Annotated in this window: 23 protein-coding genes; 15 read left to right on the top strand and 8 right to left on the bottom strand. The window is 70.0% G+C overall.

Annotated elements, in window-relative coordinates:
- Nucleotides 1-15: 15 nt before the first annotated feature.
- The 5 genes from coaD (at nt 16) to mutM (ending at nt 3098) form a co-directional block, all read left to right on the top strand.
- The gene (gene coaD, locus U874_RS0102675) at nt 16-510 is read left to right on the top strand and encodes a pantetheine-phosphate adenylyltransferase (RefSeq protein WP_025133007.1); all 495 of its coding nucleotides are present in this window, start codon (nt 16-18) and stop codon (nt 508-510) included.
- Nucleotides 511-602: 92 nt separating this feature from the next.
- On the top strand, nt 603-1118 hold the full coding sequence (locus U874_RS0102670; protein WP_232755852.1) for a DUF177 domain-containing protein: 516 nt from the start codon (nt 603-605) through the stop codon (nt 1116-1118).
- A 13-nt stretch (nt 1119-1131) separates the two neighbouring features.
- On the top strand, nt 1132-1335 hold the full coding sequence (gene rpmF / locus U874_RS0102665) for a 50S ribosomal protein L32 (protein ID WP_025133005.1): 204 nt from the start codon (nt 1132-1134) through the stop codon (nt 1333-1335).
- Nucleotides 1336-1344: 9 nt separating this feature from the next.
- The gene (gene rnc / locus U874_RS0102660; protein WP_025133004.1) at nt 1345-2091 is read left to right on the top strand and encodes a ribonuclease III; all 747 of its coding nucleotides are present in this window, start codon (nt 1345-1347) and stop codon (nt 2089-2091) included.
- A gap of 2 nt (nt 2092-2093) precedes the next feature.
- The gene (gene mutM / locus U874_RS0102655) at nt 2094-3098 is read left to right on the top strand and encodes a bifunctional DNA-formamidopyrimidine glycosylase/DNA-(apurinic or apyrimidinic site) lyase (RefSeq protein ID WP_025133003.1); all 1005 of its coding nucleotides are present in this window, start codon (nt 2094-2096) and stop codon (nt 3096-3098) included.
- A gap of 1 nt (nt 3099) precedes the next feature.
- Here the strand turns inward: mutM and U874_RS14615 are convergent, their stop codons facing one another.
- The 8 genes from U874_RS14615 to U874_RS0102620 all read right to left on the bottom strand — a co-directional run bounded on the left by U874_RS14615 (nt 3100) and on the right by U874_RS0102620 (nt 10299).
- Entirely contained in the window at nt 3100-3828 is a 729-nt protein-coding gene (locus U874_RS14615) for a DUF6226 family protein (protein WP_025133002.1), read from the bottom strand.
- Between the two features lie 93 nt (nt 3829-3921).
- Nucleotides 3922-4368: a hypothetical protein gene (locus tag U874_RS15620; protein ID WP_198525803.1), complete on the bottom strand. Its 447-nt coding sequence runs from the start codon at nt 4366-4368 to the stop codon at nt 3922-3924.
- Between the two features lie 277 nt (nt 4369-4645).
- Nucleotides 4646-5605 carry a hypothetical protein gene (locus U874_RS0102640; RefSeq protein ID WP_025133000.1) on the bottom strand — a complete coding sequence of 320 codons (960 nt, stop codon included), beginning with the start codon at nt 5603-5605 and terminating at the stop codon, nt 4646-4648.
- Between the two features lie 177 nt (nt 5606-5782).
- On the bottom strand, nt 5783-7465 hold the full coding sequence (locus tag U874_RS0102635) for an ABC-F family ATP-binding cassette domain-containing protein (RefSeq protein WP_025132999.1): 1683 nt from the start codon (nt 7463-7465) through the stop codon (nt 5783-5785).
- Nucleotides 7466-7911: 446 nt separating this feature from the next.
- Nucleotides 7912-8412, bottom strand: coding sequence for a hypothetical protein (locus tag U874_RS15470; protein ID WP_157834197.1), 501 nt, complete (start codon nt 8410-8412; stop codon nt 7912-7914).
- A gap of 115 nt (nt 8413-8527) precedes the next feature.
- Nucleotides 8528-9076 carry a GNAT family N-acetyltransferase gene (locus U874_RS0102630; RefSeq protein ID WP_198525802.1) on the bottom strand — a complete coding sequence of 183 codons (549 nt, stop codon included), beginning with the start codon at nt 9074-9076 and terminating at the stop codon, nt 8528-8530.
- Nucleotides 9069-9479 (bottom strand): hypothetical protein, encoded by a 411-nt coding sequence (locus U874_RS0102625; RefSeq protein WP_025132997.1) that lies wholly within the window; start codon nt 9477-9479, stop codon nt 9069-9071. Before U874_RS0102625 ends, U874_RS0102630 begins: the two co-directional genes overlap by 8 nt.
- A 100-nt stretch (nt 9480-9579) precedes the next feature.
- Nucleotides 9580-10299: an MBL fold metallo-hydrolase gene (locus tag U874_RS0102620; protein ID WP_025132996.1), complete on the bottom strand. Its 720-nt coding sequence runs from the start codon at nt 10297-10299 to the stop codon at nt 9580-9582.
- A 53-nt stretch (nt 10300-10352) separates the two neighbouring features.
- On the opposite strand from U874_RS0102620, the gene U874_RS0102615 reads away from it, so the two are divergent.
- The 10 genes from U874_RS0102615 (at nt 10353) to U874_RS0102570 (ending at nt 24587) form a co-directional block, all read left to right on the top strand.
- On the top strand, nt 10353-10955 hold the full coding sequence (locus U874_RS0102615) for a TetR/AcrR family transcriptional regulator (protein ID WP_025132995.1): 603 nt from the start codon (nt 10353-10355) through the stop codon (nt 10953-10955).
- Nucleotides 10956-11066: 111 nt separating this feature from the next.
- Nucleotides 11067-12659 (top strand): isocitrate lyase, encoded by a 1593-nt coding sequence (locus U874_RS0102610; RefSeq protein ID WP_025132994.1) that lies wholly within the window; start codon nt 11067-11069, stop codon nt 12657-12659.
- Nucleotides 12660-12782: 123 nt separating this feature from the next.
- On the top strand, nt 12783-13367 hold the full coding sequence (locus U874_RS0102605; protein WP_025132993.1) for a hypothetical protein: 585 nt from the start codon (nt 12783-12785) through the stop codon (nt 13365-13367).
- A gap of 75 nt (nt 13368-13442) precedes the next feature.
- A complete protein-coding gene (locus tag U874_RS0102600) occupies nt 13443-14003 on the top strand; it encodes an OsmC family protein (protein WP_025132992.1) in 561 nt (186 codons plus the stop codon).
- A 112-nt stretch (nt 14004-14115) separates the two neighbouring features.
- Nucleotides 14116-17823, top strand: coding sequence for a chromosome segregation protein SMC (gene smc / locus U874_RS0102595; protein ID WP_025132991.1), 3708 nt, complete (start codon nt 14116-14118; stop codon nt 17821-17823).
- Nucleotides 17824-17884: 61 nt separating this feature from the next.
- Nucleotides 17885-18760 (top strand): signal recognition particle-docking protein FtsY, encoded by an 876-nt coding sequence (ftsY, locus tag U874_RS0102590; RefSeq protein ID WP_025132990.1) that lies wholly within the window; start codon nt 17885-17887, stop codon nt 18758-18760.
- Nucleotides 18761-18919: 159 nt separating this feature from the next.
- Entirely contained in the window at nt 18920-19774 is an 855-nt protein-coding gene (locus U874_RS0102585) for a 3-hydroxyacyl-CoA dehydrogenase (protein ID WP_025132989.1), read from the top strand.
- 95 nt (nt 19775-19869) lie between these two features.
- Nucleotides 19870-21435 (top strand): signal recognition particle protein, encoded by a 1566-nt coding sequence (gene ffh, locus U874_RS0102580; RefSeq protein WP_025132988.1) that lies wholly within the window; start codon nt 19870-19872, stop codon nt 21433-21435.
- The gene (locus U874_RS14605) at nt 21436-22599 is read left to right on the top strand and encodes a hypothetical protein (protein WP_025132987.1); all 1164 of its coding nucleotides are present in this window, start codon (nt 21436-21438) and stop codon (nt 22597-22599) included. It begins immediately after the preceding gene.
- Between the two features lie 224 nt (nt 22600-22823).
- On the top strand, nt 22824-24587 hold the full coding sequence (locus U874_RS0102570; RefSeq protein WP_025132986.1) for an ABC transporter substrate-binding protein: 1764 nt from the start codon (nt 22824-22826) through the stop codon (nt 24585-24587).
- Nucleotides 24588-24654 lie beyond the last annotated feature (67 nt).

The raw sequence follows: 24654 nt of genomic DNA, 5'->3' as shown, positions 1-24654 counted from the left end.
GGCTAGGCTAGAGCCATGAGTAAGATCGCAGTCGTCCCCGGATCGTTCGATCCCGTGACCCTGGGGCATCTCGACGTCATCCGGCGCGCCGCCGGCGTGTTCGATGAGGTGCATGTGCTCGTCGTGCACAACCCGGGGAAGAACGCCATGCTGCCGCTCTCGGAGCGCGTCGGCCTGATCCAGAAGTCGCTGGCGGAGGATCCGGACATCCCGGACAACATCCTCGTCGCGTCCTGGTCGGTCGGGCTGCTCGTCGACTACTGCACGGAGGTTGGCGCGTCGGTGCTCGTGAAGGGCATCCGTTCCCAGATCGATGTCGCGTACGAGACCCCGATGGTGCTGATGAACCGCAGCCTCGCCGGCGTCGAAACCGTGTTCATGCTGCCGGATCCCGCCCACGCGCACGTGTCGAGCACGCTCGTGCGGCAGGTGGCCTCCCTCGGCGGAGACGTGAGCCCGTACGTGCCGCCGGCCGTCGCCCGCTTCCTCGACAAGACGCGGCCCGCCTGATGGCCGGGGAGCACACCGCGGCAGGCGCTCGCGGCGCAGCAGCACGCGTGTTCGAGGAGAGTATCCGCGACATCGCCCACCGGCCGGGGGAGATGCGCGAGCGCTCGCGCACCCTCGCCCTCCCCGAGAAGTGGGGCGAGGCGCTCGCCGAGATCCCCGCGGGGGAAACGGTCGAGCTCGATCTGCGACTCGAATCGGTCCACGAGGGCATTCTCGTCTCCGCGGAGGCGCGCACCACGATGCACGCCGAGTGCGGTCGATGCCTGAAAGATTTCACCACGCCGTTTCAAGTCGAGTTTCAGGAGCTTTTCGCGTATACTCCTACGGAGGCCGACGAGTATGAGGTTCACGGTGATCACGTGGATCTTGAACCTCCGCTCCGAGACGCGGTAGTGCTTGCACTTCCGTTCCAGCCTGTGTGTCGCCCGGACTGCCCGGGACTCGATCCCGAGTCCGGTGAGCTGCGCGAGGCCATGGCTGCGGCGGTGCCCGATGCGGATATTGATCCGCGCTGGGCGGCGCTGGCTGGTTTTGATGCCAGCGCTGAGACCGTCACGGCTGAAACAGAACCTGGCTCGGGGGAGCACCCCGGGTCTGAAAGCAAGTAGGAAAGAGAACATCATGGCTGTTCCCAAGCGGAAGATGTCGCGCTCGAACACCCGTCACCGCCGCTCGGCGTGGAAGGCCGCTGTGCCCTCGCTGGTCAAGACCGTTGAGAACGGCAAGACCGTGTACAGCCTGCCGCACCGCGCCCGCGTCGTCGAGGACTCGCAGGGTACCCCCCTGTTCCTCGAGTACAAGGGCCGCAAGGTCGCTGACGTCTAAGACTGCCGCGTGAACGGGAACGAATCTTCGCTCCCGCGCACCGACCGCGAGAAGCCGTCGGGGTCCCCTCAGGGTGGCCTCGGCGGCTTTCTCGTTTCTCTCGGTGTCGCGGTCGAGCCGGAGCTGGGTGAACTGGCGCTGACGCACCGCTCCTGGGCGTACGAGCACGGCGGGGCGCCCCACAACGAGCGCCTCGAGTTCCTCGGCGACTCCATCCTCGGGCAGGCCGTCACGGTGAAGCTCTACCGCGACTATCCGGAGCTCAGCGAGGGCGAACTCGCGAAGCGCCGCGCCGCGCTCGTCTCCTCGACCGCGCTGGCGGAGATCGCGCGCGGCCTCGGGGTCGGCGAGGTGCTGCTCCTGGGCAAGGGCGAGGAGCTCACCGGCGGACGCGAGAAGGACTCGATCCTCGCCGACGCAGTCGAAGCGATCATCGGTGCGGTGTTCCTGTCCGCGGGTCCGGCTGAGGCGGATCGCTTCGTGCTCGGGCTCGTGGAGACGCTGCTCGCGGATCCCGACCGATTCACGGACGCGCTTGATCCGAAGACCGCGCTGCAGCAGGAGGCCGGGAAGCGCGGTCTGCCGCACCCGCCCTACGAGACGCGCGGCTCGGGTCCCGACCACGACCGCCGGTACACCTCGCACGTGTCGGTCGCCTCGGTGACCGGCCGGGGCACCGGGACGAGCAAGAAGAACGCCGAGCTCGCGGCAGCGCGCGATGCCGTCGCGCAGCTGCGCGGACAGGCGCGCCGCTAGCCGTGCCGGAGCTTCCCGAGGTCGAGGTCGTCCGCGCGGGCCTCGCCCCCGCGGTGACGGGCGCGCGCGTGCTCGCCGCCGAGGTGCGAGACCCCCGCGCGCTGAAGCGGCACGTCCCGCTGACGGGGGACGACGGTCTCGGCGGCCATGGGGTCACCCTGCCCGCCGAGGCCGCGTCGGCGCGTGCCGCGGACTTCGAGCGCCGAATCACGGGCCTCACCCTGGGGGCTCCCGCCCGCCGGGGCAAATTCATGTGGATGCCGGTGTCCGCCGAGCCCTGGGCGCTGCTCGCGCACCTGGGAATGAGCGGTCAGCTGCTGCTGCGCGACACGGCCGCGCTCGATGATCGGCACGTGCGGATCCGCCTCTGGATCGAGCACCCGGAGCACGGGGAGCTGCGCCTCGACTTCTCTGACCAGCGCCTCTTCGGCTCGCTCGCGCTCGACCGACTGGAGCCCACCCCGGATGGTGCACCGGGCGGGTTCGGCGGCCCGGAACTTCATCGGGGGAGCGCTGACGCGGAGCGACTCACCGCCCTGGTGCCGCCGCTGCTCCCGGCGCAGGCCGCCCGCATCGCCCGAGACCCGCTCGATCCATTCTTCGACGACGCCGGTTTCGTCGCCGCGGTCCGTGCACGCGGCACGGCGATCAAGCAGCTGCTACTCGATCAGGCGCTCGTGAGCGGCGTCGGCAACATCTACGCCGATGAGGCCCTGTGGCGGGCACGGCTGAACCCCGCCACGCCCGGCCGCCGAATCGCTGCGGTGCGGCTCCGGGAACTGCTCGGCCAGCTCCGGGCGGTGTTCGCGCAGGCGCTCGCGGAGGGCGGCACGAGTTTCGACGAGCAGTACGTCAACGTCAATGGCCAGGCTGGGTACTTCGCCCATTCGCTGAACGCGTACGGGCGCACGGGGGATCCCTGCCCGCGCTGCGGCACCGAGATTACGCGCGTGCCCTTCGGTGGGCGGTCTTCCCACTTCTGTCCCCGGTGCCAGCGGCGGAGATAGTTCACGACTGGCGCGGCTTCTCCTGCCAGGACAGCCAGTCGCGCGTTGGGCTTGCCGCGTGAACGCCCTGGAGTGTGGCGTGGGCCGATTGGAGCATCGCGGCGGGGACGTGCTCGGCACGTGTCTGGCCGCTCTGCTCGGATTCTCCGTCGCGCTCGCGCAGGCGGTATGAGACCGTCTGCCCCATCCCCTGGACGAGTCCTCTGCCCCACTCGAAGCGCCACGTCGGACGCGTCGGCGCACTGATGTCTTCGAAGAGCCCGCCCGCAACGATCGAGAACACCTGCTCTTCGAGTTGGTCAGCGCACTCGTCCCACCGCTCGTCGCACGCGTCGCACGCGCATGAGGGGTACGTGGCGCTGAAAAGCACGCCCGCGTGGATGTGGATCGCGGGGTCGCGGGTCCATACGAAGGTGAGTGCGGCGGCGTGCTCCGAGCGCGGAGTCAACCGCACCGCTCGGACGACGTGCTCGGTATCGGGGGCGTGAAGGACTCCTGCAAGGAGGTGGGAGCCCTCTTCGACGTCGATGTCAGTGTGCGCGATCAGATACTCCACGACCGCTGTTGCAACCGTGTGCAGCGGAGCGAATCGTTCCGGGTCGTGGATCACGGAGTACGTGTCCTCGGGAGGGCCATCGAGGCCTGCCCAGCGATTCCCGTAGTTGATTACCGCACCCGAGCCATCTCGAAACTCGAGAGTCTCGATGGGCGGTCGTGTGTACGTGCGCATGTCTCCAATCTAGAGGGAACGCGATGTGACGGCACGGCCGGGCCGGGTGGGCGCACTTCGCGGGCGAATGCTGCACAGCGATGGTGCGGGAGCTCAGCTCGATGCGGTGCGGTCGGCGGCCGGCTCGCCCGCGTCGAGCGCGACCAGCGACCGGGTGAACCCTTCGGCGCCCGCGCCGAGGACGCTGAAGAACGCGCGATCCGCGCCCTCGACCGCGGAGTTGGCGCGGTCGGCGAGTTCCCGCTGCGTGATCGACGCCGACCGCCCCAGCGACGCGAGGACCGCCAAGAGGACGAACTGCACGTGGGTGATGCCGAACGGGCCGAGTGCGGCTCGGATGGCGCGCTGCCACGCGTTCGCGACGTGCCAGAGCATCAGCCCCGTGCTCCCAGGGAGGGCCCAGCGCGCCAGCGTCGGGCTGATGAGCGCGCCGGTCGTCAACAGACCGGCGCCCGCGATGAGATCGCCCGCCTGGATCGGAGACCCGAGGCGTTCGAGCTCCCGGCGAGCCGCGACCGCTCCCGTGAGCCTGACCGGCACCGCCGTACCCACTCCCTCCGTGGAGCGCCGAAGCAGGCCGACGCGGCCAGGTGCGTGGAGACACGCCCCTCAAGACCCGCGACGGTCGCTCGGTACCGCGATCCTCACTCGTTTCATTCCGGTGCGTTGGGCCAGGTCCGCGCAGGTCGAGGGGAACGCGAGCGCTTCTGCGACGTCGTGCACGGCCCAGGCTGCGCACATGAGCCCGCGTGCGCCCGACGGACCGGAGGGCGGTGCGCCGGGCGGTTCCGCCCACGATATCGGCGCGTGCGTGCGCTCAGCGAGCCGGCTCGTCGTCGAAGCGCGCGAACAGGAGGGAGTCTTCGGAGAGCAGCACGACCCGGGATCCGCGCACGTCGGCGGGAATGAAGGCAGCCGCGCCCCGCACCGGCGGCAACTCCGCCAGGCTCCCGTCCGAGAGATCGAGGAGGTGTGCCCGGCCCTTCCAGCTCCCGGTCGCGAAGACCTGCCGGAGGAGGATCGAGGCGCCTCCGGCGGTGAAACGCCCCGTCATGCCGTGCTTCCCCGTGAGGCGCAGCCACCCGGACTCCTCGAACACCCGGTACGCAATCCGGAAATCGCTGTCGAGCTCCGCAACCGTGAAAAAGTCGCTCCCGTAGCGGTTGACGCTGCCACTGTCACTGCCCTCCGCGATGACGATTCGCGTACTGTCCGACTCCCACACATCGCCGACAATGGGGCCTGCGGCGCTCTTCGCGCGCGGCCCCGACATGGCGAAATCGGAGCGTGCGAGGAGCCGCCAGGACTGCCACGATCCCTCGGTCTCCGTGAGTCGAAGCGAAGCGATCGCCCGGGAGTTCTGGAACGACACCGGATCGGTGAGCCGCACGAGGAACGCGCCGTCCCGCCCTGGGCGGGCGATGCCTCCTGCGGTCGTCCCGGACCAGGGCTCCGGCCACTCGGCGTCGAGCGCAACGGTGCGTTGCGGACGGAGTTCGCGATCGAACACCGTCACGGTTGCAGTGTCGGAGAGCACCGCGATCACGCCTCCGCCCAGCAGCACAATGGTGGGCGTCGCACCGAACGCTCCCGGCGGGATGATGCCAGACGCTTGCACTCCCGCCTCGGTGATGCGCTCGATGCAGGTGCGCCACTCGCCGTGCTCCTGCCGTTCCACGATCATCAGCACGGATCCGTCGTCTTCGAGGAGCACGCTCTTCTCTCGCAGATACACGCGCTCGCCGAGCGCGACCCGGGCAGTCTCGATGAGTTTCACAGGCACCAACGTAGCAGCGTGGACGCTCCGAAACTCGTGCTTCGACGCGATCGCCGAACCGTGACCTGCGACGCCCTCCGTGCCGCACCCGCGCCCCATCGGCGCACCTTGCGCGGAGGGCCCGGTCGTGCGCGTGGTCCGCGCGGCCGATCCTGCCCGCGCGGACCACCGACGACACTAGCGGGCTCGTCGCACGCGCGTCTCGTCCCAGACGGGCGTATCTGACTCGGTGACCTCACCGTCCGCGCCGAACACGAGAAATCGGTCGAAGTCGCGTGCGAACCACCGGTCGTGCGTCACTGCGAGCACGGTTCCGTCGAAGGCTCGGAGCGCGCCCTGGAGTGCCTCGGCCGAGACGAGGTCCAGGTGATCGGTCGGTTCGTCCAGGAGCAGGAGCGTCGCACCGCCGAGCTCGAGGAGCAGGATCTGCAGTCGCGCCCGCTGCCCGCCGGAGAGCGCCTCGAACGCCTGCTCGGATGCGCTCGCGAGCTCGTAGCGCGCGAGCGCACGTGCCGCCTGCTCGCGGGGCAGGCCCTGGCGGTGCTCGTCCCCGCGGTGCAGGATGTCGAGGAGCGTGCGCCCCGCCAGATCCGGCCGACCCTGCGTCTGCGCGAACCAGCCCGGACGCACCCGAGCTCCGAGCTTCGCGGTGCCCTCGTGCTGCACCGGCTCGATCACCGCGTCGGTGCCCGGCCGATGCTCCGCCTCGGGGTCAGTGCCGCCCGCGGCGAGCAGACGCAAGAGGTGCGACTTCCCCGAACCATTCGAGCCCAGGATCGCCACGCGATCGCCGTACCAGACCTCGAGGTCGAAGGGCAGCATGAGCCCGCTCAGCTCGAGCTGCGCGCACACGATCGCTTTCTTCCCGGTGCGCCCGCCCGCAAGGCGCATCGCGAGCTCCTGCTCGCGCGGCTGCTCCTCAGGTGGCCCGGCCGCCTCGAAGCGTGCGAGACGGGTCTGCGCGGCCCGGTAGCGACTCGCCATGTCCGCGTTGTATGCGGCCTTGTCCTTGTACATCTGCACGAGCGCCTTCAGTTTCGCCCGTTCCTCATCCCAGCGCTTCCGGAGCTCTTCCAGGCGAGCGAATCGTGCCGTCCGTGCCGCGTGGTAGCTTGCGAACGACGCGGGATGGGTCCACGCCGTGTTGCCCGCGGCGCCGAGCTCCAGGGTGACGATCGCGGTTGCGCTGCGCGCGAGCAGCTCCCGATCGTGGCTGATGAACAGGATGCTCTTGTCGGAAGCGATGAGCCGCTCCTCCAGCCACCGCTTCCCGGGGACATCGAGGTGGTTGTCGGGCTCATCGAGGATGAGCACTTCCGCGCCGCCCCGCAGGAGCGCCTCCAGCGCGAGCCGCTTCTGCTCTCCACCGGAGAGGGAGCCGAGCGAGCGATCACGGCAGCGGTCGTAGGGCACGCCGAGCGCCGCGATGGTGCAGACGTCCCAGAGGACTTCGGCGTCGTATCCGCCGGCGTCCCCCCACTCGGCGAGCGCGCGCGCATAGCTCATGCTGATGGCCTCCTCCCGATCGGGATCGGTGTTCTCGAGGAGCGCGTTCTCGGCGCGTTCGACGCGCCGTGCCGCTTCCTGCACGCTGGGGGGAGCGAAGGAGAGGAGGAGCTCGTGGACTGAGCCCTCTCCGAGGAACTGCGGCATGACGCCGATCGCGCCGCCGCGGGAGACGACGCCATCGTCAGGAGCGAGGTCGCCCGTGATGATGCGGAGCAGCGTTGTCTTGCCGGCGCCGTTGGCGCCGATCAGGCCGAGCCGGGCGCCGGGGCCGACGCGGAAGCCGACGTCGCTGAGCAGCGGGCGCCCGTCGGGGAGCGTGTAGCTGATGCCGGTGAGTTCGAGATGGGACATGGGAACTGCTTTCTTTCTTCCCCGCGGGCGCGGGGAACGAGAGGACTTGAGGGTCGGAGGGGCGCGCGGGTGCGCGCGGCGCGGGTCGGGTCGCGTGCGGGCGCGACGAGGCGAACCCGGATCGCGGGGAGACGGCGGGCGTGCGCCGAAGCGGGGATGGCCACGAGGCCTCCTGTACTGCGTGTCCCGAGCGGCATGAACGCTCGCGGTGGTCTGACGGGGGTCAGGAGGGGTCAGCAATGACACCCTTCTGGGGAAACCCTGCGCGGATGAAACGCAGGCCCGTTAGCCAAACGACAGGCGGTACACACGAGAACCGTATCGCGAACCCGTGACGAAGCGCCAGCCCTGAGGGCTGAGCAGGTACTTTGGGGGATCTTCCGGGGCCGGATCGCCGTACGCGATGTGGCCGGCCGCCGAGGTCCGCACCGTGATGTGAGGGGTGCTCAGTTCGAGCGTGTGGACTGCTCCACCGTCTCACATCGACGGGTATAGCTCCGACCGGCGTGTGAGAACGTGAGCTCATGGACGGCGTGCCGTCGACTCACCGACACATACTCGACATGCGCGACGTTGCTTGAAGGCAATGCCCAGGGGCGAGCGCTGCCCTGAGGAAGGGACTCAAAGAAGTGTCTGCCGGGCTGGACGCTGGGGTGTTCGAGTGATGCAGAGTTCAGGTTTCCGTGGCAGTCCAGATGTAGCTGGGTGATGGGGACACTCAGCTGATTCGTCACGAGGATGCCCCACCGCGCCTTCGGGTCAGAATCGATCTGCGCGGTCACCCAAACTGCGTTGACGCCGTCACGAATGCCGGCCTCGCGCGCTGCGAACGCCTCTCGCCGATCCTGCTTCCTCCAAAAGAAGAGCACCGCTGCTGATACCGCGCTCAAGGCCATCAGCCAATTGGGGACGGTTTCTGACCAGATGACCAGCGCTGTGCTCTCCATGCGGCGAGCGTAATGCCGTCTGATCCGCCTGATTCGGCTCTGCGTAGCATCCGTGGGTGGACATAGGTATTTGGGGAGGAATGCGTCGCGTGGGCGTGTACCCTCGTGCCCGGACTCAGCGCTCGCCGGGCACGTCCGCCGCGTCCAATGCGAACGCGAGGTGCGGCATCGTCACGCCGCGGTAGTGCTTCTCGAAGCGGCCGCGCACGGTCATCCCGAGCCGGATCGCGACGTTCATCGAGGCGATATTCGTGTCGCGCACCTGCGCCCAGACCCGGTCCGCGCCGAGCGCCGTGACGGCGTAGTCGACGCAGGCCCGGGCTGCCTCCACGGCGTAGCCCCGGTGCCAGTGCGCGCGGTTGAAGAGGTAGCCGACCTCGATCACGTCTGCGCCGAGGATGTGCTGGCGGGTGAGGCCGCACTGGCCGATCATCGCACCCGAGTCGCGCGACTCCACCGCCCAGAGCGCGTAGCCGTCGTTCCGATAGCGCTCACGCATCCGGAGGATCCAGTCGCGCGTCATCCGCTCGTCGAAGGCGCCCTCGTAGGCAGTCATGGCCTCGTCATCCTGCAGGATCGCGCGGAGCGCGGGGAGATCCTGATCGCCAAGCTCTCGCAGCCGCAGCCGGGCGGTCTGCAGGCGCACCTGGCTGTGCTCAGGCATCGGTGCGCTCCGGCTGCTCGGGGGCGCGGCGGAGGGTGCGGGCCAGCGAGAGTCCCGCCAGCACGCAGACGGTGATGACCAGCCCGACGATGAGGGTGTTGAGCGCGAACACGAACAGCTCGTAGTGGGTGACGATCGGATCGTGCCACGCTCGGGTGAAGTTGAACGGCACTTCGAGTGGGTACTCGCCCTGATCGAAGCGCGAGAGATCCTGCTCGATCCAGGTGAGCGGGAGCCCGTAGCGGGCATGGGCGAGTTCGCCGGGGGCGTGCGCCACTGCGGGGCGCGCGAAGAGGAGGTAGAAGGTCGCCAGCCCTCCAAACGGGAGCATCGCGAGGAACATGCGAAGGAACGCGCGGATGCTCGGGCGCTCGCGCGTCGTGTGCTGCGCAGCGGCGCTCACGAGCGCGCGGCCTTCTGGAAGATCGTCACCGCTCCAGAGTACGGCGTGAGCAGCGGGGTGACGTGCACGGTCGCCCGCGCTCGGTCGCGCGCGCCGGGAGCTACTGCTCCTTGGCGGCCCGGCGCACCGCCTCGACCGCGCGCTCGGCCCCGCCGTCCCAGGGCGCGCCATGGCCGGGGAGCACCCAGCGTGCGCCCGTCTCGGCGATCGCCTGCAGTGAGTCGAGGGCGCGCTGCGGTTCGTCGGTGAACGGCGCGGGCTGCGCGCCGCGCGCGCCGGTCAGCACGTGGCGGGTGGTGAGGGCGTCGCCGACGAAGACGGCATCCGCCGCGGGTGCGTGCACGGCGATGCTCCCGGGGGAATGACCCGGGATGGAGAGGATGCGGGGCGAACCGGGGAGGTCGAGGGTCTCGCCGCCGACGAGTTCGCGCGCCTCGGTGATCCAGCGGGTGCGCAAGCCGCCCTTCCGCGCGGAGTAGCCCAGGAAGCCGAGGGTCGGGCCGAGCCGCAGCGACTGCCCGGGAGTCTTCGGCTTGGGCCCGCCCCGCGCGCGTTCCGCGTCGGCCTCGTGGATGAAGAGCGGTACGCCGTGCTCGCGACGGAGCCGTTCCGCGAAGCCGAGGTGGTCGGAGTCGCCGTGCGTGAGGATGAGGCCGCGGAGGTCCGCGGGGGAGCGACCGAGCTCCGTCAGCGTGGCGAGCAGTTCGCCCCAGTGCCCGGGGAGACCCGCGTCGACGACGGTGATGCCTTCGGCCTGCACGATGAGGTAGGCGGCCACGAGGTCGTTGCCGATGCGGTGGAGGGAGGGGGTGAGTTGCATGATGGCTACGATACATAGCCATCATGGCTACTGTCAATAGCTATACTGGCGACATGCCTGCTCCGGATCGCACCTCCCTGCCCGAGATCGTCACCGCCGCGAGCGCGCTGCTCGAAGAGCGTGGGCTCGACGGGGTCACGATGCAGGCGGTCGCGGAGCGGGTGGGGGTGCGCGCGCCCTCGCTCTACAAGCGCGTCGCCGGACGCGAGGCCCTGCTGCGGCTCGTCGCGGAGCGTGCGTTCGCGGATCTCGCGGAACGTCTCGATGCGGCGCGGGGTCTCCCCGAGCTCGCAGCGGTGTACCGCGCCTACGGGCACGCGCGGCCCGCGGCGTTCCGTCTGATCGTGAGCCCGGGCGTCGGCGTGCCCGCGGTCGACGTCTCGTACGCCGCTGCGGCGAGCGCCGCCGTCCGGCGGCTCGTGCGCGAGCGGCTCGGGGTTTCCGGGGTGCGGGAGCTCGAGGCGGCCCGCACGGTGACGGCGTGGGCGACGGGGTTCATTGGCATGGAGCTCCACTCAGGGTTCAACCTCGGCGGCGACCTGGATGCGGCGTGGGACTTCGGGCTGTCGCTCGTGCTGGGCGGTCTCGACGCCGTTGCTGGAGCGGGCGAAACGAGTCCGCAGGCGCGAGGTTCTTCCGTTCGAGAGAAGAACTGAGTTTTTTCACCTCGGAAATGGCGCTTCCGGGGCGTGAGCTGGGTGCAGAGTGAGAAGTAGTCCAGAGGGTCACGGGGAAAGTGATCCGGCAGCCACTACAAAGGAGTCACCATGACTGCATTCCAGAACGACATCGAAGCCGTGGAGGCGCTGAAGGCGGAGAACGGCTCCGCCTGGGACCAGATCAACCCCGAGTACGTCGCTCGGATGCGCGCTCAGAACCGCTTCAAGACCGGCCTCGAGATCGCGCAGTACACCGCCGACATCATGCGCCGCGACATGGCGGAGTACGACGGCGACTCCTCGGTCTACACGCAGTCGCTCGGCGTGTGGCACGGCTTCATCGGGCAGCAGAAGCTCATCTCCATCAAGAAGCACCTGAAGACCACGAACAAGCGCTACCTCTACCTCTCCGGCTGGATGGTCGCGGCGCTCCGCTCGGAGTTCGGCCCGCTGCCGGATCAGTCGATGCACGAGAAGACCTCCGTGCCCGCGCTGATCGAGGAGCTGTACACCTTCCTCCGCCAGGCGGATGCCCGCGAGCTCGACCTCCTCTTCACGCAGCTCGACGACGCTCGCGTCGCGGGTGACGAGACCGCGGTCGAGTTCATCCAGTCGCAGATCGACACCTACGAGACGCACGTCGTTCCGATCATCGCGGACATCGACGCCGGCTTCGGCAACCCGGAGGCGACCTACCTGCTCGCGAAGAAGATGATCGAGGCGGGCGCCTGCGCGATCCAGATCGAGAACCAGGTCTCCGATGAGAAGCAGTGCGGTCACCAGGATGGCAAGGTCACGGTTCCCCACGAGGACTTCCTCGCGAAGATCAACGCGGTGCGCTACGCGTTCCTCGAGCTCGGCATCGACAACGGTGTGATCGTCGCCCGCACCGACTCGCTCGGCGCAGGCCTCACGCAGAAGCTCGCGGTCACCTCCACCCCCGGCGACCTCGGCGACCAGTACAACGCGTTCCTCGATGTCGAGGAGATCTCCGAGGCCGATCTCGGCAACGGCGACGTCGTGATCAAGCGCGACGGCAAGCTGCTCCGCCCGAAGCGCCTCGCGTCGAACCTGTACCAGTTCCGCAAGGGCACGGGCGAGGACCGCTGCGTGCTCGACTGCATCACCTCGCTGCAGAACGGAGCCGACCTGCTCTGGATCGAGACGGAGAAGCCGCACGTCGAGCAGATCGCCGGCATGGTGGATCGCATCCGCGAGGTTATCCCGAACGCGAAGCTCGTCTACAACAACAGCCCCTCGTTCAACTGGACCCTGAACTTCCGCCAGCAGGCCTTCGACCAGCTGGCAGAGGAGGGCAAGGACGTCTCCGCGTACGATCGCGACAAGCTCATGGCGGTCGAGTACGACGGCACCGAGCTCGCGCAGCTCGCCGATGAGAAGATCCGCACCTTCCAGAAGGACGGCTCGGCACGCGCCGGCATCTTCCACCACCTCATCACCCTGCCGACGTACCACACGGCTGCGCTCTCGACCGACAACCTGGCGAAGGGCTACTTCGGCGACGAGGGCATGCTGACCTACGTCCGCGACGTGCAGCGCGAGGAGATCCGCCAGGGAATCGCCACCGTGAAGCACCAGAACATGGCCGGCAGCGACATCGGCGACAACCACAAGGAGTACTTCGCCGGCGACGCGGCCCTCAAGGCCGGCGGCAAGGACAACACCATGAACCAGTTCTAAGGTTCGTCCCTGCGCAGCGGGGGTCCGGCTTCGGCCGGGCCCCCGCTGCCGCGTGTATGCGCCGGAGCCTCAGTAGGCTGGGCGCGGAACGATCGTGGGGTGTGAGGGGAGAGCGGGGAGCGCATGAGCAGCACGAGCACCGCCGAGTGGGTCGAGCGGCCGGGCGCCGCGCGCCTCACCTTCACCGCTGCGCGCCTGCGCGACGCGTACTCGCCTCGCTTTCTCGCGGTCTGCACCGCGATCGCCCTCGCGGTGGGCGCCGTGAGCGCGCTGGCCGGGGCCGGGGCGGCAGGATCCGTGCTCGCCGCGATCCTCTCCGGGGGACTGGTGGCCTCGCTCGTGGGCTTCTTTCGCCTCTCCGCCCAGGCGCACCCGGTCGAACTGGAGATCGACGTCGCAGCGGGGACGATCGCGATCGCCGAGGCCGACCGGGAGCCGCTCCGGATCGCGCTGACGAACCTCTCCCGCCTCGTGATCGTCCACGACGGCGCTCCCGCCAGGGTCGCACTGGCCGGGCCTCCCGGGCAGCGGTGGACCGTGGGGCAGCTGCACCGCAATGCGCGCCCCGAGCCGCATCTCGCACCGCTTCCCGAGTCGCTCCGCGACGCGCTTTCGGCAGCGGGGTGCATGGTGCGGGAGGAGCGCAGGCGGGGCATCCGAACCACGACCGTCGGGGGAGCCGCGAGCCTCCCCGTCGCCCCTCGATGACGCTCCGTGACGCACCGTGACCGCGTGTGTCGGCGCCGCGTGCGCACGCCGGAGCGCGCGGCTAGCGTGGCCCGCATGACGACCCTCACCGCAGCCCCCACCATCGCCATTCCCGAGATCGCGGCCGCAGCCCGCGCCGACCGCCTCACCGAGGCGGGCGCCGCCTGGAGCGAGCGCATCGACGCGCGCCGCGACTCCTCGAAGCTGACCTACCGGGTCACCGGCTCCGGAGAGGGCGCCGTTGCGACCCGCCTCCGCTCCGGCCGGCACGAGTTTGTGATCGACGAGCCCGCACCGCTCGCCGGCGACGACGTCGCCCCGAGCCCCGTCGAGCTCGCACTCGGCGCGCTCATCGGCTGCCAGGTCGTCGTGTACCGCCTCTACGCGCAGGCGCTCGGGATCCAGCTCGACGACATCGACGTCACCGCCGAGGGTGACATCGATGCGGCGCGGCTCCTCGGAAAGGACGACACCGTGCGCCCCGGGTTTAGCGCGATCCGGCTGCGCATCGAGCTCACGGGGCCCGAGACGCAGGAGCGCTACGAGCAGCTGCGCGACGCGGTGGACGTGAACTGCCCCGTCTACGACCTCTTCGCGAACCCGACGCCGATCGCGGTGGAGGTCGCCAAGGCCTAGGCCGGGCAGCGGCGCCGGCGCACCGCGCCCGCGTCTTCCGCAGCACGGCGCCCGGTCCCCGCTAAGCTCAGGGGGAGTGTCCGTGGCCGATGCGGGACCGGGAGGAGGCAGCGTGCACCTGAAGAGCCTCACTCTCAAGGGCTTCAAGTCGTTCGCGCAGCCGACGACCTTCCAGTTCGAGCCGGGCGTCACCGCGATCGTCGGCCCCAACGGATCGGGCAAATCGAACGTGGTCGACGCGCTCGCCTGGGTGATGGGCGAGCAGGGTGCGAAGACCCTCCGCGGCGGGAAGATGGAGGACGTCATCTTCGCGGGCACCGCGACGCGCGGGCCGCTCGGCCGCGCCGAGGTGCGCCTCACGATCGACAACTCGGACGGCGCGCTGCCGATCGAGTACACCGAGGTGACGATCAGCCGCACGCTGTTCCGCAACGGCTCGAGCGAGTACGCGATCAACGGCGAGGCGTGCCGGCTGCTCGATGTGCAGGAACTCCTGAGCGACTCGGGTCTCGGCCGCGAGATGCACGTGATCGTGGGGCAGGGGCAGCTCGACGCCGTGCTCCGCGCAACCCCGGAAGACCGGCGGGGCTTCATCGAGGAAGCCGCGGGGATCCTCAAGCACCGGCGCCGCAAGGAGCGGACGCTCCGCAAACTCGACGCGATGGAGACGAACCTCACCCGCCTGAACGATCTCGCGGGGGAGATCCGCCGCCAGCTGAAGCCGCTCGGTCGCCAGGCGGAGGTGGCCCGGGCCGCGCAGGGCATCGCCGCGGAGGTGCGCGACGCGAAGGCCCGCCTCCTGGCTGACGACGTCGCGCGCGTGCGTGCAGAGCTCGATGCGCTCTCCCGGGATGAGGCGGAGCGCCACTCGGAGCGGATCGTGCTGCAAGAGCAGACGGAGCAGAAGCAGCTGCGCATCCAGCGGCTCGAGGCCGAGCAGCAGAGCGACGAGCTCGACGCCGCCCGGCGTGTGACGATCGGGCTCGAATCGGTGCAGGCGAAGCTGCGCGGCCTCTTCGCCCAGACGCAGCAGCGCCTCACCTTCCTCGCGACGCAGGCCGAGGCACCCGAGCAGCTGTCTCGGATTGGGCAGGCCGCCGTCGACGAGGCGCGGGCCGAGGCCGAGCGGCTCGAGGCGGCCGTGCCCGTCGCGGAGGAAGAGTGGGAGCGCGCCGGTGCCGCGACCCGGGCGGCGCAGCGGGCGCTCGACGCGATCGACGAGCACATCGCCGCGCAGAGCGCGCTCGTCTCGAAGCACGACTTGGAGCTCTCGCAGCTCCGCGGCCGGGCGGAGGCCGCCGCGCAGAAGCACGAGACCGTGGGCGAGGAGATCGCGCGGCGCGAGCACGCCGTCGCGCAGGCCGGCGCCCGGCTGAGCGAGGCCAGGGAAGCGCTCGCCGCGTTCGAAGCGAGCGAGGAGGCCGCTGAGGCTCCCGAAGGCGGGCTCGACGACGCGTACCGCGCGGCGCAGGAGGCCCAGGCCCGCTCGGAGGAGCAGCGGGATGCCGCCCGCGACCGCCTCCACGGCCTGGAGCAGGAGCGCGCCGGGCTCGATGCGCGGGTCGCGGCGCTCACGCGAGCGCTCGACCAGCGCGACGCGTCCGAGGCGCTGCTCGCCGAGGCGGGCCCGGGCATGAGCGGCCGGGTGGCCGAGCACGTCCGCGTGCGCGAGGGCTCCGAGGCCGCCATCGGCGCCGCGCTCGGCACCTTCGCCGATGCCCTCCTCGTCGTGGATGCCCCCGCGGGCGCGGAAGCGGTGGGGCTCGCGCGGGATCGGGACCTCGGCCGCGTGCGGGTGGTCCTCGCCGAGTGCGCCGCACTCGCGGCAGAGGCGCCCGAGGTGCCCGGCCTCACCCGCGCTGTCGACGTGCTGGAGACGGCGCCCGACGGTGTGCACGGGCTGCTCTCGCGGAGCTACATCGCGGCGGACCTCCCCGCCGCGGTCGCTGCGGCGACCGCGCTTCGAGAGCGCCTCCCCGACGGCGGCTTCACCGTCGTGACGAGCGCCGGGGAGGTGCTGACCGCGCACACGCTGACCGGCGGATCCGGCGGCGCCCCGTCGCGCATCGAGCTCACCGCAGAACTCGAGCAGGCGTCCGAGCGCCGGGCCAGGCTCGCCGAGGAGCTCGCCGAGACGGAAGCCGAGCTCGCGGAGCTGCGCACGGTCTCCGCGCGGGCGAAGTCGGCGGCTCAGGAGTCGTTCGCCGAGCTGCGCGCCGCCGACGCCCGGCTCGCGGATCTCGCGAAGGAGCGCAACCGGCTGAGCACCCGGGCGGACGCCGCTGCGGCGGAACTCGAGCGCGCCGAGCACGGGCTCGCGGGCGTCGTCGCCTCCGCCGCCCCGCTCGCGGACGACGCGGCTCAGGCCGAGCGCGCGCTGCGGGAGGCGGAGGCCACGCCGCGGCCGATCCTCGATGCCGGGCAGCGCGACGGCGTACTGATCGAGGTCGAGACCGCCCGCGCCGCCGAGCTGGAGCGCAGGCTCGCGCTCGAGACCGCGCGTGAGCGCTCCCGCGCCGGGCGCTCCCGGCACGAGACGCTCGTCGCGCAGCTCGCCGCCGAGCAGCGGGCTGCGGAGGAGGCGGCGCGCCGGGCTGTGCTCCGCGCGCGCCAGGTCGCCCAGGCCGAGCGCGTGGCCGCGATCCTCCCCGGCATTCTCGATGCGTGCGACCGCTCGCTCGCGGAGGCCCGCATCGCCCAGCAGCAGGCCGAGGCCGAGCGGGCGCGGCACAGCCAGGAGCTCACGCTCCTCCGCGCAGAGGACGCCGAGCTGCGGCAGCTGCTCCAGGGCCTCACCGATCGCGTGCACGGTGCCGAACTGAAGAGTTACGAGCGCAAGCTTCAGCTCTCCGGGCTGCTCGAACGCGCCGGCAACGAGCTCGGTCTCGTCGAGGACGTGCTCATCGCGGAGTACGGTCCGGACCAGCCGATCCCCGAAGCGGACGAGGGTGACGAAGCGGGGCGCTCCGCAGCGCCGGAGCCCGAGCGGGGCGCTGAGGCCCCGCGCTACGCGAACGCGCTCGAAGCGGAGCTCGCGGCCGAACTCGGCCTCGACGACGCAGACGCAAGCGCAGCAGAGGACCGCGCGCGCCCCGAGGGCGCCGCGCGCGCTCAGGCGGACGCGGGGGAGCGCAGTGCGAGCGCACCGCGCACCCGCCCGTTCGTGCGCGCCGAGCAGGAGAAGCGCCTCGCCCGCGCCGAGCGGCGTCTTGCGGAGCTCGGCCGGATCAACCCGCTCGCGCTGGAGGAGTTCGCCGCGCTGGAGCAGCGTCATGCGTTCCTCTCCGAGCAGCTCGCCGACCTCACGAAGACGCGCGCCGATCTGCTCGCGATCATCGCCGAGCTCGACGAGAAGATGGAGGGCATCTTCGCCGCGGCATTCGAGGACACGCGGACAGCGTTCGCGGAGGTCTTCCCGATCTTGTTCCCCGGCGGATCCGGCGAGATCGCACTCACCTCGCCCGACGACCTCCTCGGGACAGGCATCGAGATGACGGTCCGCCCCGCGGGCAAGCAGGTCGAGCGGCTCTCGCTGCTCTCCGGCGGTGAGCGCTCCCTCGCAGCGGTCGCCTGGCTCATCGCGATCTTCCAGGCTCGGCCGAGCCCGTTCTACATCGTCGACGAGGTCGAAGCGGCGCTCGACGACGCGAACCTCGGGCGGCTGCTGCAGGTGTTCGAGCGCTTGCGGGAGAACTCGCAGCTCATCATCATCACGCACCAGAAGCGCACCATGGAGATCGCTGATGCGCTCTACGGCGTCTCGATGCGGCAGGACGGGATCTCCGCCGTCGTGGGACAGCGGATCACCCGCGAGGACTGACCGCTCCCGTGCGCTGGCGGTTGGGGCCGGTCGCGGTGACGCCCACCGCTAGACTCGGGGTATGGCTGAGCGATCCTGGTCTTTCTCGAAGGCATTCCGCAACATCTTCAGCGGCCCCGCGCTGATCACCGAGGATACGTGGGACGAGCTGGAGACCGCGCTCATCACCGCCGATTTCGGCCCGGATGTCACGGAGAGCATCCTCGACCAGCTCCGCGAGGACGTGGAGCGGCACCGCGTCACTGAGGTCACGGAGCTCCGGAGCATGCTCCGGGACGCCGTCGAGGAGCGCCTCGCGAAGTACGATCCCACCCTGCGGCTCTCCGAACGGCCCGCCGTGATCCTCGTCGTGGGCGTCAATGGCGTCGGCAAGACGACCACCATCGGGAAGTTCGCCAACTACCTGAAGAACTTCGACAAGCGGATCATCGTCGGCGCGGCGGACACGTTCCGCGCCGCCGCCGTCGAGCAGCTCGCCACGTGGGCGGATCGCGCCGGCGTCGAGATCGTGAAGCCCCAGCAGCAGGGGCAGGATCCGGCCTCCGTCGCGTTCCAGACGGTGCAGCGGGCGATCGAGGACGAGTTCGAGATCGCGATTATCGACACGGCCGGGCGGCTGCAGACCAAGGGCGGGCTCATGGACGAGCTCGGCAAGGTGCGTCGCGTGATCGAGAAGCAGGCGCCGGTGTCGGAGGTGCTGCTCGTGCTCGACGCGACGACGGGGCAGAACGGGCTCGCGCAGGCGGAGGCCTTCATCGAGCACGCGGGCGTCACCGGGCTCGTGCTCACGAAGCTCGACGGCTCCGCCAAGGGCGGTTTCGTGCTCGCGGTGCAGGAGAAGACGGGGCTGCCGATCAAGCTCGTCGGCCAGGGCGAGGGGATCACGGATCTCACGGGCTTCACCCCGCACGTCTTCGCGCAGCAGCTCGTCGGATAACCCCGCCGCCGCAGTTTCTTCCGCCCGTCGCGAAAAACTGACGATTGAGTATAAAAGTGCGGTATACCTGAAGAATGAGGCCTGACGGCCGAGCCACGAGCTGCGGCCGCCGGACCGAAAGCCACGCCAACCCGGCGGGGCGTTCGAGAAAGGGTAGACATGCAGAACCTCACCGTCCTGGGCACCGGCGTCCTCGGATCCCAGATCATCTTCCAGGCGGCGTACTCGGGGAAGCAGGTCGTCGCGTACGACCTGAACGACGAGATCCTCGCCAAACTCGCGGCGCGCTGGGAGTATCTGAAGCCGCTCTACCTGCGTGACCTGCCGGACGCGACGCCCGAGAAGCTCGACGCCGCGGTGGCCCGCATCCGCACCTCCTCCGACCTCGCCGACGCGCTCTCGGACGCGGACCTCGTGATCGAAGCCGTGCCGGAGCGGCTCGACATCAAGCAAAGCACCTGGGAGCAGGTGGGGGCACTCGCTCCCGCGAAGACGATCTTCGCCACGAACTCTTCGACCCTGCTGCCGAGCGAAATCGCGCCGTTCACCGGCCGCCCCGAGAAGTTCCTCGCCCTGCACTTCGCGAACGAGGTGTGGAAGTTCAACGTGGGCGAGGTGATGGGCCACGAGGGCACCGACCCCGCAGCGTTCGAGGCCGTCGCGCAGTTCGCCGAGGAGATCGGCATGGTGCCGATCCGGATCCACAAGGAGCAGCCCGGGTACGTGCTCAACTCCCTCCTCGTGCCCTTCCTCAATGCGGCGGCGCACCTCCTCGTGCGCGGGGTCGCAACGCCCGAGGACATCGACAAGACGTGGAAGATCGCCACGGGCGCGCCGAGCGGACCGTTCGAGATCTACGACGTCGTCGGCATGATGACTCCCTACCAGTTGGGGCTCGCGAGCGAGGACCCCGAGATGCAGGAGTTCGCCGCGTACATCAAGCGCGAGTACATCGACAAGGGGTGGCTCGGGAAGGGCGCCGGGCGCGGCTTCTACGACTACAGCGGCAAGTAGTCCGCACCTCGTCTCTGCGGCCCGGGTCCTCAGGACCCGGGCCGCAGCCGGTTGGTGCGCACGCGCACCCTGCGAACGGCTAGAATCGACCCATCATGGCTACTTTCGGAAACCTCTCTGCGCGGCTCACCGACACCTTCAAGAACCTGCGGGCGAAGGGCAAGCTCTCGGCGTCGGATGTGGACAGCACCGTCCGCGAGATCCGTCGCGCGCTGCTCGAGGCCGACGTCGCGCTCGACGTGGTGAAGGACTTCACCGGCAAGGTGCGCGAGCGCGCGCTCGGCGACGAGGTCAACGCCGCACTCAACCCGGCCCAGCAGGTCGTGCAGATCGTCAACGAGGAGCTCGTCGCGATCCTCGGCGGCGAGCAGCGCCGCCTGGAATTCGCGAAGAAGCCGCCGACGATCATCATGCTCGCCGGCCTGCAGGGTGCGGGTAAGACGACGCTCGCGGGCAAGCTCGCGAAGTGGCTGAAGGATCAGGGGCACACGCCCATGCTGGTCGCGTGTGACCTCCAGCGCCCGAACGCGGTCACGCAGCTCGGTGTGGTCGCGGAGCAGGCGGGTGTCGCGATCTACGCGCCCGAGCCGGGCAACGGCGTGGGCGATCCGGTCGCGGTGGCCCGCGGGGGCGTCGCCGAGGCCCGCTCGAAGCAGTACGACTTCGTGATCGTCGATACGGCCGGCCGCCTTGGCGTCGACCAGGAGCTCATGCAGCAGGCCGCCGATATCCGCACGGCGATCGACCCGGACGAGGTCCTCTTCGTCATCGATGCGATGATCGGCCAGGACGCGGTCGCAACGGCTCAGGCCTTCCAGGAGGGGGTCGACTTCACGGGCGTCGTGCTGACGAAGCTCGACGGCGATGCCCGCGGCGGCGCGGCGCTCTCGATCCGCGGCGTCACCGGTCGCCCGATCCTGTTCGCGTCGACGGGTGAGGGGCTCGGCGACTTCGAGCCGTTCCACCCCGACCGCATGGCGAGCCGCATCCTCGACCTCGGCGATATCCTCACCCTCATCGAGCAAGCGCAGAGCGCCTTCGACGAGGAAGAGGCGCGCAAGGTCGCCGAGAAGATCGCGAAGGACGAGTTCACCCTCGACGACTTCCTCGGCCAGATGCAGCAGCTCCGCGGCGCGGGCTCCATCAAGAAGATGATGGGCATGCTCCCCGGCATGGGGAAGATGAAGGAGCAGCTCGACAACTTTGACGAGCGCGAGATCGTCCGCACCGAGGCCATCATCCAGTCGATGACGAAGGCCGAGCGCCAGAACCCGAAGATCCTGAACGGCTCGCGCCGCCTCCGGATCGCGCGGGGCTCCGGCATGACCGTGACCGACGTCAACGCACTTGTGCAGCGCTTCGAGCAGGCCGCGAAGATGATGAAGACCGTCGCACGCGGCGGTGTGCCCCAGATTCCGGGCATGGGCCCCATGCCCGGCATGGGCGGTCACGGCGGCAAGAAGAAGCAGCAGGCGAAGAGCAAGGGCAAGCAGCGTTCGGGTAACCCGGCGAAGCGCGCCCAGGAAGCCGCGGGCATCGCCGCGAAGCCGGCTGAGGCGCCCACGGGGTCGGGCTTCGGTCTCGGCAAGGGTGCGGGAGCGCAGCCCACCGAGGAGGACCTGGCCAAGCTGCAGCAGATGCTCGGCAAGGGCATCCGCTAGGTGCACGATCCGCGGCAGCCCGCCGCGGGGGCCGATGGGCGGCTCACGCAGCTCCGTTCCGAGTGGCCCCGCTTCATCGGCTGGGGCGAGGTGCGGGCGGCGGAGCCGCGCGTCTTCTGGCGCGCCGCCTGCGGCGGTGCGCTCGTGCTCCCCGCGCTCGCGCTGCTGCTCCTCTGGACCTCGCTCACGAGCGAGTTCCCCGTCGCGATCGTGCTTCCCGCCTGGCTCGACTGGGCGCGCGGCTTCCTCGTGGTGGCCGGCTTCTGGGCTGCGCTCCTCGTCGGCGTGCTCGCGCTCGCCCTGCTGGAGCGGCCGCGCGAACTGCGCCGTGAGCTCGCCTTCCAGCGCTTCGCCGACGCGCGGGGGCTGACCTTCGCCCGGCTCGGCGCGACGCCCCCGGCGCGCGGGCTGTTCTTCGCGGAGCCGGTCGACGGAACGGCCGCAGGTGCGGCGCGGCGGCGACGCCTCGGGCAGGCTCCGGCCGCGGGCGACGCCGCCCGCTTCCGCGCGAATTTCGCACTCGCCCAGCAGGTTGTGGGTGAACCCGGCCGCTCCTGGCTCGGGCAGGAGCCCGAACTGCAGCTCGCGATCGCCGGCTTCTCCGGCGGCAAGAACGAGCCGCGCGGTCCCCTCGGCGGGTTCCGATACCTCCAGCTGCGCGCACCGCGCGTGCTCCCGCACCTCGTGATCGACTCGCTCGCGAACGGGAAGCTCCGCGAGTTTCTCGCCGGTGCGCAGCGTCTCTCGCTCGAGGGCGACTTCGACCGCTTCTTCGCGTGCTATGCGCCCGAGGGCTATGCGCGCGACGCGCTCGAGCTGCTCACTCCCGACGTCATGGCCGTGCTGATCGATCACGGGCGGCACTGGGACGTGGAGATCGTGGAGGACCGGATCCTGATCGTCTCGCGCCGCGTGCGCAGCCGCTGGGATCGGAGCGAGACGACCGCGCTGCTGCTCTTCGCGGAGGTGCTGGGCGCCGAACTCGGGCACCAGGCGCAGCACTACACCGATCCTCGCGCGGCACGCCCGCGCCTTCAGGTCGCCGAGCCCGGACAGCGCCTCGCACGCGCTTCCCGGGTCTGGCAGACCGTGCTCGTGTGCGCGATCGGGGCCGCATTCTTCGCCTTCCCGTTCGTGCTCGGCTGGCTCCTCGACCTGAACTAGCCGCCACGGGGACCCCGCTCCGCGCCCGTGCGCGCGGTGCTTCCGGCGCGCCCCGATGCCCGTGCTCGCTGCGCGTTCCCGGTCGATCGTGACCGAGCCGTGACATTCCTGCGACATGTGCACTCTGACATGTACTATTGTACTAACCGGGTGAGGGGAGGTTCCCGGATCCTGACCACGGGGCCGAGCGGCTCTGTGCGACTCAACGAATCAAAGGTGACTCAATGACTCGGAACAAGATCCTGACCGGCGCGGCACTCGTCGCTGTCGCCGCACTGGGCCTCAGCGGCTGCGCGAGCGGCGGCGGGGGCGGCGGCGATGCGGCCGGAGAACCGCAGCAGGGCGGAACGCTGAAGGTGCTCGCGAACGGCGACGTCGATCGGCTCGACCCTCAGCTCACGGCCTACGTGCCGGTGAACAGCGTCGTGCGCGCGGTGTCGCGCTCGATCCTCAGCTACGAGGCGTCCAACGACGTCGACGAGCGCATCGCGCTCACGGGCGACCTCGCGACCGAGGTGCCCGAGGCCACGAACGATGGCCTCACGTACACGATCACGCTGCGGGACGGCGCGAGCTGGGACGCCCCGGACGGCGCGCGGCCCATCGTCTCGAGCGATGTCGAGCGCGGCATCAAGCGGATCTGCAACCCCCACATCGGTGCAGCCCTCGGCGGCTACTTCATCAGCCTGATCGACGGGATGCAGAGCTTCTGCGACGGCTTCGCCACCGTGTCGCCCGAGGTGGGTGCCATGAAGGAGTACATCGAGAGCAACGACATCTCCGGCATCGAGACCCCGGACGACTCCACGGTCATCTTCACGCTCACCGAGCCCGCCTCGGACTTCACCTCGATGCTGAGCCTCCCGACTGCGAACCCCGCGCCGATCGAGGTGCTCGACTACCTGCCGGATTCGCCCGAGTACCGGAACAATTTCATCGCCTCCGGCCCCTACACGGTCGCCGAACACAAGCCGGACGTCTCGATGAAGTTCGTGCGGAACGAGTCGTGGGATGCGAAGAGCGATCCGCTGCGCGGCGCCTACGTCGACGAGATCGTCATGACGATGGGCCTCGAGGGCGACGCGGCGATGCAGCAGCTCCAGGCCGGCTCGGCCGACATGCTCTTCGACCTGCAGCCGAGCCCCGCGAACATCCAGCAGCTCACCACCGCGAACGATGAGAAGTTCTCCACCATGGAGAACGGCGGTATCGACCAGTTCCTCTGGTTCAACACGAAGACGAGCAACAACGGCGGCGCGCTGCAGGACCTCAAGGTGCGCCAGGCGATCGAGTACGCGATCGACAAGCCCGCCGTCGTCCAGGTGATGGGCGGCGAGGACATCGCTACGGTGACGAACGGCATCTTCGGCCCGGGCATCAACGGCTTCGAGGAGTTCTCCACGACCGGCGACCCGAGCGGCAAGGCCGACCCCGAAAAGGCAAAGGCGCTGCTCGCCGAGGCCGGGGTCACCGACCTCACGCTGAAGTTCCCCTACCGCAACCTCGGCACGCAGCCCGACATCGCGCAGACCGTGCAGGCGAGCCTCGAGGCCGCGGGCATCACCGTCGAGCTCTTCCCCGTGCCCCCGACCGACTACTACGCGAACTTCATGTCGAACCGCGAGAACGCGGCGAACGGCGAGTGGGATGTCGCCCTCGTCGGCTGGTCGCCCGACTGGGTGGGCGGCGCAGCTCGCTCGGTGTTCCAGCCGCAGTTCACCTTCGATGGCACCCCGCAGACGTACAACTACGTCGACTACAACAACGACGCCGCGAACGCCCTCGCCGCCGAGGCCCTGGCCGCCTCGACGCCCGAGGAGGCCGGCAAGCTCTGGCACCAGGTCGACGAGACGGTCATGGCCGACGCGCCGATCGTGAGCATCGTTGCGCGAAAGAAGGCGAACTACCACTCCGATCGGGTCGCGAACTTCGAGATCTACGCCCTCGCCCAGAACGGCGACTGGACGAACGTCTGGCTCACGAAGTAACAACTCGGCAGGCGGGTGGGGCGGCGCGTCGCCGCGGCCCCACCCGCGCCTCGGAAAGGTGAATCGC

The organism is Leucobacter sp. PH1c, assembly GCF_000633415.1.
Classification (GTDB): Bacteria; Actinomycetota; Actinomycetes; order Actinomycetales; family Microbacteriaceae; genus Leucobacter.
The sequence above is the reverse complement of the archived record's forward strand: the minus strand, read 5'-3'. Positions and strand labels throughout refer to the sequence as shown.